Raw genomic sequence first — 13,735 nt, forward strand, 5'->3', positions numbered from 1 at the left:
CAAGGACGCGGGGAAGGCCGAGCCCTTCACCCCCCTGTGGGAGACCTTCCTCGCCAGGCGCGCCACCGTGCGTGACCAGGAGGCGGCGCAGGAGCTTCGGTGGGCCTTCGAGGAGCTCCGCGTGGCCCTCTTCGCTCCGGAGGTGACGACGCCCGTGTCGGTGACGGTGACGAAGGCCGGCGCGGCCCTCGCGGCGCTGCGCTAGAATGGAGGCGGCGGGAATCGAACCCGCCGCCTGGCACTCCCAGAGGGGGCTTGGCGGAGTCTCGTGGGCGATTGGCGGTAGCGTGTGCCCTGGCGAGGTGTGGCTGGGGAGGGGCTGGTGGGGGCGCACGGGTGGGAGTACCGGCGGAGGCGGCCGGAGGGGACGGTGCTGTACGAGGCGGTGAGGGCCATTCCGCCTAGAGTCCTTTTGAGGGAAACCCACCACCTGCCGCTTGGCGGTTGTTCGTGCGCACGGTGCTCGGGCATATGGACTCTGTGTGGGCTTTTGCACACCTGGGGCGCAGGATGTGCGCTCGCAGACACAAACCGGACTAGCATCGCTTCCGTATGACCGAACCGGTCGGAGCACATCTGGCCTGCAGGGGCCTCATCACGCAGGCGCAATTCGATAAGGCCCCGCTTGAGTGAGCCACAAGGAACAATCCTGAACCAGTCTCAACCATGGCGTTTCACACGAGAAACCAATCATGTCCTCCCAATTCTGGGTACTCTCTGGAAACCCATCCAATTTTGTCGTCGTTCTTGATAGTGATAGAAATTTGTCCGCCGGCTACCCACCAGCGTCCTGGAAGGCCATCGAGCCAAGGATGAAAATCTGGCTCGGTAATGAGCGGGAACTCGGCTTCCTCCGAGAGATATACGCCGCTCTGCCGACGAACGGTTCAACGGCGCCCAATGCAACCTCCGTCCCGGACGGAAAAACCCTGAGGAGCGCTTTCCTCCAGGCCTTCCAATACCACCTACGACGCCAGTGTTCGTGAGCGGTCCTCATCCCGACGCGCCGGGCTGGTGGCACGTGACCGCGTATGCGCAAGACGGAATCTACCGCGGCTATGTCCAAGGGCTCCGCGTCAACACCCATTTACCCGAACCGACGGCCAAGCTGTATCAGATCAAGAAGAATGACAACGTCGAGAAACTCGCGAGACAGGCGTTCTCCAGCGCGGTTCGTCCTGGCCATGATCTGGCCTTCTACGAGAACGTCCTGTTGTATGTAAACCAGCAAAAGGGGAAGCAAGGCATCACCGGCTCGTACCAGAAGCGAACAGTTTTCGGCGGTGGTGGCAACAACATCAAACTCATTGAGGGGGCGCGAATCTGGCTCGTGAGCCCGGCCTTCGCCAAAGCGCTCAAGGAGGTGGTTCCCTCCGGTTCGTTGACGGGTGGCGCGTTCGCGGAGCTCAAGGAAATCGCTGGGGCAATCCAGGATGCCATCGAACGATTCGCCAGGGCACTGCTGGACATCGTCGCGAGCATCACCGAAAGCCCGAATCATGCCCGTGAAGTCTTTGCCGAGGACTGGGAAGTCATCCGCGAGCACCTCGCCGAAATCATCACCGTCGTCGCTGGATTCATCGCGCTAGAGGGCCTGGCGGCTGCCATGGCCGGGCCCGCGAGCCCCCTCATCCTCCAACTCAGCGCCGCTGCCATCCAACTCGTGTTGGCCATGGTTGGAGCGCAAGCCGCACTCGTGAGTATCGAAGCGGCGGTCAAGCATGGCGCAGAGTGGCTGAGAATCGCGATACAAGCGAATGGCAGATCTGGATGGATTGCTGACGCGAGCAAAGCATTCCTCAGGATGCTGAAAAGCATCATCATGGCATGGCTCTCGGTCAGAGGCGTCAAGGCCAACCTGGGCAAGGCGGCCAAGATCATAAATTCATTGCCGCCGCCGCCTCCGATGCTCGCGCTGGCAGTCGCAAACGGTGGCAACAGGCTGGTCCTTGCGGGGAACGCGGGGAGCGGCACGGCGGCGGCCCTCGGTCCGCCCGTCACGACGGGCTCGCTCGGTGCGGCCGGCGCTTTGATGGCGAAGGGCGAGAAGAGCGGCGGCTCGTCGAAATCATCGGCCCCGACAGAGTTTCCGCGGAAATCGCTTCGCGGTGTCTCCGTGAACTGGTTGAAGCGCAATAAGCCACGTGGGTGGCGCCATGTTCCGACTGACAAGAAAGGCGGTTGGAAGTGGCTCGATGAAAATGGCGTCGAGCGTCTGCGGTTCATGTGGAAGAACGGGCTGAACGCCACTTCGAACAAGTGGTGTCGTCAGGCAAACGGATATTTCCGCTGGCAGAACACCAAAGGACAGCACCTGGATATCGATGGCAACGTCATCGACGACACGCATCCGCAGTTCCAAGCACTGACACACATCCCGTACGAGGGGGCCTACTGGTGATACGGCAGGTTAAAGACAGCATGGGTGCGCTCGAGGGGTCTCACGAGAGTCTCTTGATCAGCTATCAGTACGAAGCATCGAAGAAGACATTGGTAGTCGTTCTCGACTACCCTGATAAGGCCGCAGAATCAGATCGAGCATTCCTGCGTCTCCGCTTCATGGATGTATCGGAGTTCCATCGGGTTCCCGGAACTTTCGCCGACCTACAGCGCTTCAAGGAGTCGTACTCCACTCGTGAAACCCCAGCTTCGACAGTCGTTCAACAGATCGACATTGAAAAGAAGGCGGATTCACTGCGCATTGCCTTGTCATTTGGCAGCTTCGGCGGACTCACTTTCGTGTGCCGGTCACTTTCCGCGGAATCGCGCAGCGCATGCGCAACAAAAACAGATGCAAATACGTGGACGTATCACGACGTCGATGACGACAAGCCTGTAGATTTCTACGATCCATTCGCATGAAGCCACCGAAGAGTGGTGTCAAAGAACTCGTTCCGACACCTCGCGCCCTCCGACTCGTCCTAACGAGACGTCTGCGCCCCCTGACCAGGAGCTGCTCCCCAAGCCCCCTGCGTTGTTCCAAGCCAGAGCGAGAGCCCCCGTGACAGCGGCAAGCTCCGCTTCCCGGGGGGCCGCCGAGCGGATGCCGCGGTGCGTCGGGGCTCTGCGCAGTGCGTCGCGCACCCGGCGAGTGCGTCGCATCCACCTGCGACTGCATTGACAACATGCGCCCGGGTAGGCGTGTAGTGCGCCCTTCGCGCGAGACACGAGAGCTGTCCGCGGCTTCAGGACCTTGAACACCATGACGACCCCTTCCCCCATCGCCCACGCTCCGAACGCCCATGGCGCCGCGCACTCCGCTGTCCCCACCGGACGCGTGTCGAAGCACCCGCTGGAGCTCGTCTATCCCGGCAGTGGCCACGTCAGCGCCAAGCAGGCCTTCCTGGTGTGGCTGGCGTACCCCGGGGCCCGGCTGACGGACCTGGGGACGGTGGTCCAGGGCGAGCGCGGCCAGCGGCTGCTGGCCCTGCGCTACATCATCGCCAACGGGGCCATCTGGCAGACCCGCTTCGTGTGGAAGCCGGCGCTCCAGGCCCTCTCGGGCGGGGAGACGGCCGCCGCCGCCGCCGTGGAGGCCCTGCTCGCGGACATCGCCCGGCTGAAGGCCGAGCTGTCGGTGGACCCGAGGGCGCACCACGCGTGGGCCCGCGACTTCGTGTCTCCCGAGGCCGGGCGGCGCCTGGGCGAGCACCTGGCGGAGGCGGAGACGCTGCGCTTCCTGGTGCTGATGCACGTGGACGAGGAGCTGCGCAAGCACCTCTTCGCACGGGTGCGCGCGCGGGCGGAGGAGCTGCTGAACACCGCGCCCGCGGCCCTGGATCTGCTCTATCTGGCCACCACGGACCTGTACGCCTTCCCCGCGACCACCGTGAGCGCCGGGGCGCTGAAGTACATCATCGTCGTGGACAAGGGGGAGATGGGGGTCCGGGCGGTCCGCGAGTGCATCGCGCTCGGGATGACGCCCGTGGTCTGCCACAGCCTGCAGGACGATGCGGACGCGCTGCAGGTCCGGCTCGCACGCGCGCACGGTGGCTTCACCGTGGGCCTGCAGGGGACGTTCCGCGAGACGTACGCCAACTACGTCCAGATCACGGACAAGGTCACCTGCGCCTTCCAGGAGCGCTTCGGAAAAACATGGGAGCGGGAGCTGGCCCGGGCCGCCGTCTACCCGGGCTACGGGCCGCTCGCCGAGAACGCCTCCGCCATCCGCCACTTCCGCCAGAACGGCCTCATCTTCATCGGCCCCATGCAGGACGTGGTGGAACGGGCGGGTGACAAGCGGACCTTCCGCTCCATGGTGCAGCAGCTCGACCCCCACGCGGTGACGCCGGGCATCACCCTGGAGGCGAGCGACGCGAAGGTCATCCAGGAGCGCATCGAGGAGGCGTTCCGCAACGGCGTCTTCAGCTTCCCGGGCCGGCTCAAGGCCGCCAACGGCGGCGGTGGCCGCGGCCAGGCCGTCTGCCAGAGCCTCGAGGCCCTGCCGGCGGCCATCACCAAGGTGCTGGGGGAAATCCAGGCGAACGGCTGGGATGCGGGCGTGATGTTCGAACAGAACATCCCGGAGACCATCCACCTGGAAGTGCAGGTGCTCCGGGACCGCTACGGCAACACCCGCCACTTCGGGATGCGGGACTGCAGCGAGCAGCGGGCGAGCCAGAAGATTCAGGAGGAGGCCCCTCCGGCCCTGCTGCGGGCCTCGCCGGAGTTGCAGGAGCGTGTGCAGCAGCTCGCGGTGCGCTTCGCGGACGAGGTGGGCTACGTGGGCGCCGGCACCATCGAGCTCATGTACAAGGCGGGGCGGTACTACTTCCTGGAGATGAACACGCGCATCCAGGTGGAGCACCCCGTCACCGAGGAGGTGCACGCCATCCGCCGCGGCGAGGAGCTCGAGCCGCTCAACCTGGTGCAGTGGCAGATGCGGATTGCCAACGGCGAGCCCATCGACTTCGAGCAGGGCCAGCTCGTGTGCACCCACGTGGGGCGCGAGTTCCGCATCAACGCCGAGAGCTGGATGCCGAACCTGAAGGACAGCCGCGACGGGGGGGTGGGCCTGTTCGTCCCCAACGCGGGCAGGTTCGACCGCATCGAGATTCCCGCCAGGGACGTCATCCTCGCGAAGCTGAAGGAGGCGGGGACGACGGGGATCCAGGATCTGAAGATCCGGTTCGACTGTGGCTTCGAGCCCGGGGACACCCTGGTCAACAAGGACCCGACGTTCGGCAAGCTCATCATCTCGGTGGCCGCGGAGCAGAACGCCTACGAGCTGCTCCGCCGGGTCTGCATCGAGGTCCTCGCGCAGATGCGCATCGAGGGCCGGCAGGTGCGCCCGGACGGCGTCGCGCTGGACGGCAAGCCCTTCCTGACCAACCTCGGGGACCACGTGCGCATCCTCGAGATGCCGCTCATGAAGCAGCACATGCGCGACACCGCCCCCGAGCGCCACGTCAACTGGGTGGTGGCGGCGCTTCGCGCGGCCAGATAGTCCGGCTGGATCAGGGGTTTCCGGCCTGGGTGTTTCCAGGCCCCGACCAGTGGCTCGCTGGCAGTAGCCCTCCGGCCAGCGGAGGCTCAGCGGACGTACACGTCGGCGGAGACCAGCCCGCCGTCGGAGTACACCCGGGCGACCGAGCCGGCGGTGTTGAAGTTGCCCGTGAGCCACCTGCGCGCCGCCCAGGTGGAATACGAGACGGGAGCGTGGCCGAGGTGAACGCCGTAGCGCGTCGCCCAGAGCTCCGGAGCCGCGAACGTGCTCCCCACGCTGCGGCGCACGGCGATGCTGTCGTAGCCGTTGTCGAAGAACGCGGACACGAGATCGGTCCTCCGGGTGTCGACGCCGTCCACGGAGGTCCGGCGCATCGCCATCCACTGCTGTCCCTCGTTGAAGACGCCCTGCCGGGTCACCCAGCGCGAGATGGTGAAGCTGCTCCCCGAGGAGACGTGGACGTCGATGGAGACGAGGCCGCCCTCGCCAAAGACGTTGGCGATGTCGTCATAGCCGTCTCCGTTGAAGTCCCCCGCGATCCACTTCTGCGTGTCCCAGAAACCGCCGCCCTGCGTCTGCCAGCGCTCCCGGACGAAGCTGCCGCCCGTCGAGACGTGGACCTCGATGCTGTTCAGGCCGTTGTCGTAGAAGACGTTGGCGAGGTCCACCTTGCCGTCGCCGTTGAAGTCGCCGGTCAGCCACTTCTCCCCGGGCCAGACATTGCCGCCCTGATTCTGCCAGAGCTTCCGCACGAAGCCGCTGCCCGTCGAGACGTGGACGTCCGCCCAGGTCTGCCAGCCGTCGTTGAAGACGTTGACGAGGTCCGCCCTGCCGTCGCCGTTGAAGTCGCCGGCCATCCACTTCTGCCTGTCCCAGAAGCCGCCATCCTGCGTCACCCAACGCACCCGCGTGAAGCCCCGCAGGCCGGTGACGTGCACGTCCACCGAGGCCAGCCCGTTCTCGTTGAACACCTTGGCCAGGTCCGTGGCGCCGTCGCCGTTGAAGTCTCCCGCCATCCATTGCTGCTCGTTCCAATACCCGCCCTGCTGCCTCGCCCACGGCACCTGCATGAACGAGTCGGGCTGGGGGAGCGCGTCATTGGCGCGCACCGGGAACGGGGCGGGCCTCCGGTTGCTGGCCAGACGCGGATCGATGTAGCCGCCGGCCCGCGCCAGCGTCGCTGGATCATGCGCCAGCCAGTAGACCCCGTGCGACCGGGCCCGCTCCTCTTCCACGCTCGCCGGCTGGACCATGGCCATACACATCCAGGCCTGCGCGTCATTGATGATCGGATCGTTCGGAACGGTCCAGGTGGTGTAATCGTGCCAGAAGGCGCACCGGTCGATGGCATCGTAATACCGGTGATTGTCGTAGCCCGGGCCCCACTCGGCGCCGAAATTCACGCCGTAGCGGCGGCACCATTCGTAGACGTGTGACGTCAGCTGCGTCCAGCACCCATCGGGGCCCACGTAGTACCCACCGCACCAGGGGAGCTCGTCCCTCGCGGGAGGCGCTTTCTTGCAAGCGTCGAGGCCCGCCTGCTCGCGATAGGCCAGGGTCGTGAACCGCTGGTTGCTCCCCCCGGTCGGCGTGTACAGCAGGACACGGGCACCATTGGCGGTGCTCGCGGACTCGACGTCCAGGTGGCGCGGGCTGTAGTCCAGGGAGGGCTGGATGAAGGCCTCGGCGATCGAATACGAACCGTCGCCGTGCTCGACCTGCGTGAAGTACGAAGCGGCGCCGCAGTCGCGCTGGACGAGATAGCCGCCGGTCTGGGCGAGGCACTTCCCGCTGTGCCACGCCTTGATGCGGTACACGGAGCCCACCGGCTCGAAGAGGAACGCCTGGTCGCGGCTGCCATTGCAATCCCACTGGAGGATCTGCGCCTCGTCGGCCTGGCTCGAGCCGGCCACGCCGAGGCATTTCCCCGAGTGCCGCGCGGTCAGACGCACGTACTGGCCCGGCTCGGCCATGAGGCTCCGGGCCGCGGTCTTCACCGGCCCTTCCTCGACGGGGGCTCTCCCTTCGGTCGGTACGCTACAGCCAGCCAGAAAACACATCATGCTCGCCAGGCGAGTCGCGGCGTTCATCAGATCTCCCTCCCGTGTTCCCGGGAAAACCATTAATTGGATTTTTCCAGAATGTCCATCTTTTGCAACATCTTTGCACCAGTAATCGAAGCGCGAACCCTGGAGCCGAGAACCCGCTCCCTCCCCCACCCCCCTCCCAACCCATCACGTCCGGGGCCTCCAGCCACCTCCCTGGTAGTTTCCCGGGCTTTTTGGAGGCCGCGATATGGCCGGTGAGAGTGGTGGACAGACAGGGAGTGAGGTTCCCGGGCTCGGCTTCGCTCCGGGCACGGAGGTCGCGGGCTTCACCATCGAGGGGATCATCGCCTCCGGCAGCTTCGGCACCGTGTACCGGGCGAGGCGCGGCGGACGGCCCTACGCCATCAAGCTGGTGCCCGTCCACCCGAGGGCTGACCGGGAGACGGCCGCGCTGCGTCAGATACGGCATCCCAACGTGGTGTCCTTCCACGGGTATTGCCTCTGGCCCGAGAAGGAGCCTCTCTGGCTCGTCCTGTCCCTGGAACTGGTCGAGGGCCTCACCCTCGACGCCTGGGCGGCCCGGGAGAATCCTTCCGCGCTCGAGCTGGTGATGCGGGTGCTGCTGCCCCTGGCGCTCACCCTGGCGGACGTGCATGCCTCGGGCGTGGTGCACCGGGACATCAAGGAGAGCAACATCATCGTGCGCGAGGCGGACGGACAACCGGTGCTGGTGGACTTCGGCGCGGCGGGGCTCAAGGAGGGGGCGCTCCGCCTGACGATGCGGCTGCCACCGGGCACCGCCGAGTACCGGAGTCCCGAGGCACTGCGCTTCGCGAAGCAGTGGGAGGGCGAGCACTACCCCTTCTCACCGGGAGATGACCTGTGGGCCCTGGGCGTCGTCATCTACGCCCTGCTGACGCGCACGCTGCCCTTCGGAGACCGGAACGACCCGGGGTTGAACCGGGCCATCCTCGAGGAGACGCCGCCGGGCCCACATGAGCGCAACCCGCGCGTGCCCCTGGCCCTGAGCGAGCTGTGCATGGGCCTGCTGGAGAAGGATGCCGAGGACAGGTACCCGGACGCCAAGGCGCTCGCGGAGCACCTGGTGGAGCTGTGCACCGAGGCGGATGGCTCCTGGCGCAGCCCGATGTTTCCTGGAGCCGGCCCCGAGAAGCGCTCCGCCCCGGCGGCGCCGGCAGTGCCCGGACGCCCGTTTCCCTGGCGATGGTGGGCCGCTGCCGGGCTCGCGCTCACCGCGGCCCTCCTCTCGCTCCGGCCTCCCGGGGACACCCCACGCACGGCGTCAGCACCCGCCCCCACGACGCTCCAGAGCGGTTCCGGCCAGGAAGTCGATGCAGGCGCCACAACGGCGGAAGTTGTACCCGGCGCGGGACCCGAGACGTCACCCACCCCCGCGCCCGTCGCCCCCGCGACGAACAGCAAGGAACCCTCGATGAAGAAGTCCAAGACGATTCGCACCCTCGTTGCCGCCGGCTGTGTTGCCGGTTCCGCGGGTTGCGTGAGCGGGCCGCGACCGCGCCCCCCTCCCCCTCCGGAGGAGTGCCCGCCTGGAGCGGAGGCGGCGCACAGGAGCTACCGCCTGTACCCCGGAGACGACGTCGGCGCGAGCCTGATTCCCTTTGGCGAGAAACCCCGGGACGTGCTTGTGCGCGATGGCCAGAAGATCCGTGCCGAAAGCCGCGGCCGATCCAGAGACCTCCCCGATCGGACGGCCTTGGATGGCCATGTCTATGTGGGGGAAGGACGTGTCTATGCGCGCTTCACCACCGCCCATCTTCCCAACGGCGAGACCATCCCCGTATGCCTGGAATTGGTGACGATAGGTGACATCCCCCGTGGCGCGGAGGCCGAGCCCGGCAGTACGCCCACTGAGGCCCTCACCATCTCCTCCCTGAGCCTCCAGGTTGTCAAGCGCTTCAGATAAGACTGCTCTGGGAATGGCCACCCATGCTTCCTGCCTCCGTCCTGGTATTCCTGGCGCTTCTTCAAGCGCCTGCTGCGTTGGAATCACCGCCCCGTGCCATCCGCTGCGAGGAGGTGAAGCGCCTCGAGTTGTCGCTCGTGTCCACCAGGCATTTCGAGGTGTGCGTCAGTCCTGGGCTCATGACGGGCTTCCGCTTCGACACGCCTGTCACGGTGGACCTGCAAGAAGACGTGCGCTTCGAGGAGGTGATGAGCGGCCGAAGCAGCATCGGTTTGGTGCCGCCGAAGGACATGGCGCCTGGGGAGCGCATTCGGCTCACAGCACACCTCGCAGGTGGAGAATCGCCACAAAGCGTCACCTTCACGCTGGTGGCCCACCGCGGGCGGGCGACCCACCAGGTGGAGGTATACCGCGACAAACGGACTCGGGAGTCCCTCCTGCAGGAGATAGAGCAGGAGCGCGCGAAGAACCAGGACCTCCGCGCCCAGCTCTCTCAGTCCAGCGGCCTTCGCGGCCTCTTCCTCGCTGGGGCGTTGAACCATACCGGCGTCCCAGCACAGCAGTTCTCCGCGAAGATGGTCCGTGAGCAGCGATCAGACGACGGACTCTGGGTGTTGAGAGGTGTCACTTATCGATCCGACAACAGCGTCGGGGTGAAGGTGGACCTCATGAACACTGGCGCCGAGTCGTGGCAAGCCGCGGGCGCGAGCCTGGTGGGTCCCACGGGGGAGACGCTGGAGGGGGTGCGCATCGGGCTGGCGGAACCCATCTCGCCCCAGCAGATGCAGCCGGTGTTCATCGAAGCCGATGCGGCATCTGGGATTCCTCACGGAGAGGTGACGCTTCGCCTGTGGGGGGTGGATGGCCGCACCACCACCCTCTTCAAGGTGACATTCCCGCAGTCAGTTCTCCATCAGGATGAAGCAACACGAAGCCGAGCGGTCACTCCGATGGAGTGCGGGCGGGCAGCGGGAAGGCCTCCCAACCCGGAGGCCACTCCACGCGCTCATAGGTGAAGTGATGCGGATCATCCGACGGCCAGGGCGACTCGAGCGGCTCCTCCACCAGCTCGAAGACCCCATGATCGAAGGGCAACCCCGTGCCGGGCGCGGAGCGGACGACGCGCTCGCGCACGCCGCGCTCGGCCAGCCGGAGCGAGCGGTGGTGGCAGTAGGGGTTGTTGCCCCGCCGGTTGAAGAGCACATGCGCCCGTTGCGAGCACCCTCCCCGGCAGGCCTCGGCATAGCGGCAGCTCGCGCAGTGGCCCCACAGATGCGCGATGCCCTCGGGCGTACCGGCCGCGCCGTTGAAGGTGAGCTCGCGCGTCTCCAGGATATCGGCCAGGGGCTGCTGGCGGATGTTGCCGCCGACGAACTCGGACGGCAGCGTGGGGCACGCCTTGATGCCGCCATCTGCGTGGATGCCCAGCACGGACAGGCCCGCCTTGCAGCCCGCCCACACCTTGGCCCCGCTGGAGGAGAAGAGGAGATCGTCGTACGGGCCGAAGTAGCCCACGTCGTTGCCAGGAACCAACGACACCCGGCCCTCCTCGCGGACCCGCAGGGCGACGCGGGCGAGCATCCGGTAGAGGTCCGGCAGCTCCGCGGGCTGCAGCAGCATCCACACGTTGTCCGTCCCGTTGCCCATGGGGCCGGTGAGCTGGACCTGCCAGGCGCGGATGCCGGCATCCCTCAGGCGCTCGTACAGCGCGGGCAGCTCGGGGGCGGACAGACGGTTGACCTGCGTGTTCGAGCTGATGGGCACGCCCGCCTCGCGCAGGTGGCCCAGCGTCTCGAAGCAGAAGCGGAACGAGCCCTTGCGGCCACGGATGCGATCGTGCGTGGCCTCCAGGCCGTCCACGGAGACGGAGACGTGCGCGATGCCCGCCTCCTTCATCCGCCGCGCCGTCTCACGCGAGAGGCCATAGCCTCCCGTCGTCATGGTGCAGAGCATCCCGTGGTCCGTGATGGCCCGCGCGATGTCGAGCCAGTCGGGACGCAGGAACGCCTCGCCGCCCTCGATGGTCACTTCCTGGATGCCCACCTCGGCGAGCTGGCGCACCAGGTCGAGCGCCTCCTCACGGGAGAGCTCGTTCTTGCGGCTGTCTCCCGCCCGCGAACCGCAGTGGCCGCAGGCGAGGTTGCACTTGAGGGTGAGCTCCCACACGGCATAGGCCGTGCGGGTCTGGACGGACGGAGGCATGAGCCGGGAGCGGGAACAGCGAGGGATCAGGTCAACTTGCTCTTGATGATCTCGTCATCCGGGGGCGGCAGGCCGTAGTCGGCGCTGCCTCCACGGATCTGCTCGAGCGCCTTCTCGTCCAGCTCGAGCACCTGGCGGGTGCGCTCGTTCTGACGCTCGATCACCTGCGTGCGCGGAAACTTCTTCTCGACCTTCTTCGTCATGGGCGGTCCTTTCGCGAATGGACGCTCGATGATAAGGCCTGCTGATGGCCGAGAGCAATCCAGAATCTCTGGGTTGACGGGATTTGCCCCGGGAACGAGCGCTTCAGGCCGGGCCGGCCCACGACTCCAGCCGGTTCCGGATGACCTGCACGGCCCGAGCCGGGTAACGCTCCATCCGGTGCGCGAGCTGCTCCTCCGCGAAGGAGAGCAGTTGCCGGGCGCACGGGCCGGGCTCCAGCAACAACAGGTGATGGAGCGCCCTCCCCTGCTCCGGGAACTCCTGTTCGAAGCGGCGGAACGGATCCAGGTTGTCGAGCCGGGTCTGGCGCTCCGCGGGCGCCAGGTGGGTCAGGATCCGCAGCAGATGACCCAGCGCATGCTGCTTGATGAAGGAGGACCCGCTGAGCACCTCACCGCGCGCGGTGCGTCCCGCGCCGACCAGCAGCGCCGACAGGAAGAGCGCGAAGGCGCGCTCCACGTCGACGAAGGAGGCCTCGGCGGTGGACCTCGTACGCAGGTGCGACAGGCCGGCCTCGAGGTGCGCCCGGTCGAACAGCACGCGGTAGTCATTCACCTTCGCCAGGTGCAGCTCGGCCTCGTCGAAGATGGCGAACTCCAGCAGGTGGCCATCGTCATGGAGCACCTTGAGCCCATGCGCCGTCTCCCGCACCTTCAGCACGATGCGCTCGCTGTCCGGCAACCAGCCCAGGTCCTGACGGAACGACTCCTGCGCGCCCGGGACCGTGATCACGAAGAAGTCATGATCCGACCACGCGTCGGGCGTACGCCCGAGCTCCGCCATCGAGCCCACTGCGACCAATCCCAGGACGCGCGCATCGGACTCCAGCCGGGCGCGCAATCGCTGAGTGAACGAACGGTAGAGATCCAAGTCCATGAGGGCCTCGGACGCTACCAGAGCGACGTACCGGCACCGAGGACGACGGGCGGGGCATGTCTCCGAGCCGGAGAACCACCCCGCCCCCCTCCCCGCCTGGAAGCGGGCCACGACTCCAACTGGCTCTCGACACTTCGGTACTTGCCAGCCCACCGCCTCGCATTTCGTGCTACGGATGCTCCCCGGAGTCTGCATCCCGAAGCCAGGGAGACCCCATCATGTTCCGAATCGCGAAGGAGCAACTCCAGGCATTGGCCGCCCTGGTTGAGCAATCCTTCATCAGCCGGACGGTGCACCATGGGTCCTCTCTATGTGGAGGCCTTCGCCTCGGATGTGTTGGGCGCGCGCCTCATGGGCGCCCAGGCCGAGGTGGACTTGCAACACCTCTTCACCGGTCCGCCCAGGCAGCGGGGCCGCTACACCCTGGGGCTGTCGGCGGTGCATGACTGGGGCAGGGCCGGAGGTGCGTCTCCTGCGGTGACGCTGGCCCACCTGGATGGGACGGCAGTGGTGGTGGTGCGCCCGGGCTTCGAACTGCACGTGCTGGGCGGTTGTTGGCGTGGGGGCGGATGCTCTCTCCCCCACCCTGGACATGAAGCCGCGGCTGGAGGTGCGGCGGCAGCACGGCGGCTTCCGCCAGTGGACAATGCGCGCTGAGGCCCTGGCGCGCAGGAGGGCGGCGCTGCTGCTGGGGGCCGTGCTGCTCTCCACCGGCTGCGTCACGCTCGGGCCGCGACTGGGCGGTAGCTCTGAGCGGGCCCCCCACGCCCTCTCCACGCTGCGGGAGGTGGGCGCCACGGCCCCCTCACTCGAGGCGTCCTCCCCTGTTGCCGCTCCGGAGGTGGGCGAGCACGTATTCTCCTCCGAGGCGGGCGCGCAGGAGCGGCTGCACCGCCGCCGCAGCGCCCGCGGGCTGGGCCCGGACGCCGCCCTGGCGAGCGCGGGCGAGGCACCCGCGTCCGAGGTGGCCAGCACGGGGCCTGTCCCCGAGGAGCC

The 13,735-nt window shown here is 67.0% G+C and carries 10 protein-coding genes and 2 pseudogenes; 8 read left to right on the forward strand and 4 right to left on the reverse strand.

Features of this window, described 5'->3' with window-relative positions; genetic code table 11:
• The 4 genes from AC16DP_RS34635 to AC16DP_RS34650 form a co-directional block, all read left to right on the forward strand.
• The coding region (locus AC16DP_RS34635; RefSeq protein ID WP_483956932.1) for a DUF3418 domain-containing protein at positions 1-205 on the forward strand (205 nt) is incomplete at its 5' end.
• Positions 206-982: 777 nt separating this feature from the next.
• Positions 983-2,401: a hypothetical protein gene (locus tag AC16DP_RS34640; RefSeq protein WP_329734294.1), complete on the forward strand. Its 1,419-nt coding sequence runs from the start codon at positions 983-985 to the stop codon at positions 2,399-2,401.
• Between the two features lie 53 nt (positions 2,402-2,454).
• Entirely contained in the window at positions 2,455-2,862 is a 408-nt protein-coding gene (locus AC16DP_RS34645; protein WP_329734295.1) for a hypothetical protein, read from the forward strand.
• A gap of 340 nt (positions 2,863-3,202) precedes the next feature.
• A complete protein-coding gene (locus tag AC16DP_RS34650; RefSeq protein ID WP_329734296.1) occupies positions 3,203-5,446 on the forward strand; it encodes an ATP-binding protein in 2,244 nt (747 codons plus the stop codon).
• A gap of 86 nt (positions 5,447-5,532) precedes the next feature.
• On the opposite strand, the gene AC16DP_RS34655 is transcribed toward AC16DP_RS34650, so the two are convergent.
• Positions 5,533-7,443, reverse strand: coding sequence for an RICIN domain-containing protein (locus AC16DP_RS34655; protein WP_329734297.1), 1,911 nt, complete (start codon positions 7,441-7,443; stop codon positions 5,533-5,535).
• A gap of 298 nt (positions 7,444-7,741) precedes the next feature.
• Here AC16DP_RS34655 and AC16DP_RS34660 point away from each other — a divergent pair, with 298 nt between their 5' ends.
• Entirely contained in the window at positions 7,742-9,439 is a 1,698-nt protein-coding gene (locus tag AC16DP_RS34660; protein WP_329734298.1) for a serine/threonine protein kinase, read from the forward strand.
• A gap of 23 nt (positions 9,440-9,462) precedes the next feature.
• Complete coding sequence (locus AC16DP_RS34665) at positions 9,463-10,455, forward strand: DUF2381 family protein (RefSeq protein WP_329734299.1); 993 nt, start codon at positions 9,463-9,465, stop codon at positions 10,453-10,455.
• Here AC16DP_RS34665 and AC16DP_RS34670 read toward each other — a convergent pair.
• From AC16DP_RS34670 to AC16DP_RS34680, 3 genes are all read right to left on the reverse strand, one after another.
• The gene (locus AC16DP_RS34670; RefSeq protein WP_329734300.1) at positions 10,382-11,641 is read right to left on the reverse strand and encodes a radical SAM/SPASM domain-containing protein; all 1,260 of its coding nucleotides are present in this window, start codon (positions 11,639-11,641) and stop codon (positions 10,382-10,384) included. The two genes, AC16DP_RS34665 and AC16DP_RS34670, sit on opposite strands and share 74 nt — an antisense overlap.
• A gap of 26 nt (positions 11,642-11,667) precedes the next feature.
• Positions 11,668-11,844 carry a hypothetical protein gene (locus AC16DP_RS34675; RefSeq protein WP_329734301.1) on the reverse strand — a complete coding sequence of 59 codons (177 nt, stop codon included), beginning with the start codon at positions 11,842-11,844 and terminating at the stop codon, positions 11,668-11,670.
• 103 nt (positions 11,845-11,947) lie between these two features.
• Positions 11,948-12,739, reverse strand: a complete 792-nt coding sequence (locus tag AC16DP_RS34680; RefSeq protein WP_329734302.1) for a hypothetical protein — start codon at positions 12,737-12,739, stop codon at positions 11,948-11,950.
• Between the two features lie 294 nt (positions 12,740-13,033).
• Here AC16DP_RS34680 and AC16DP_RS34685 point away from each other — a divergent pair.
• Together AC16DP_RS34685 and AC16DP_RS34690 are read left to right on the forward strand one after the other, a co-directional pair.
• Positions 13,034-13,421, forward strand: a pseudogene (locus AC16DP_RS34685) (hypothetical protein); the annotation flags it as partial.
• Between the two features lie 15 nt (positions 13,422-13,436).
• Positions 13,437-13,735: pseudogene (locus AC16DP_RS34690) on the forward strand (hypothetical protein); the annotation flags it as partial.

The organism is Archangium sp. (assembly GCF_057119385.1).

What these genes read in the sequence shown, in the direction of transcription:
- AC16DP_RS34650 (WP_329734296.1), top strand. Translation starts at nt 3,203, where the DNA reads ATGACGACCCCTTCCCCCATCGCCCACGCTCCGAACGCCCATGGCGCC.
- AC16DP_RS34660 (WP_329734298.1), top strand. Translation starts at nt 7,742, where the DNA reads ATGGCCGGTGAGAGTGGTGGACAGACAGGGAGTGAGGTTCCCGGGCTC.
- AC16DP_RS34665 (WP_329734299.1), top strand. Translation starts at nt 9,463, where the DNA reads ATGCTTCCTGCCTCCGTCCTGGTATTCCTGGCGCTTCTTCAAGCGCCT.
- AC16DP_RS34670 (WP_329734300.1), bottom strand. Translation starts at nt 11,641, where the DNA reads ATGCCTCCGTCCGTCCAGACCCGCACGGCCTATGCCGTGTGGGAGCTC.
- AC16DP_RS34675 (WP_329734301.1), bottom strand. Translation starts at nt 11,844, where the DNA reads ATGACGAAGAAGGTCGAGAAGAAGTTTCCGCGCACGCAGGTGATCGAG.
- AC16DP_RS34680 (WP_329734302.1), bottom strand. Translation starts at nt 12,739, where the DNA reads ATGGACTTGGATCTCTACCGTTCGTTCACTCAGCGATTGCGCGCCCGG.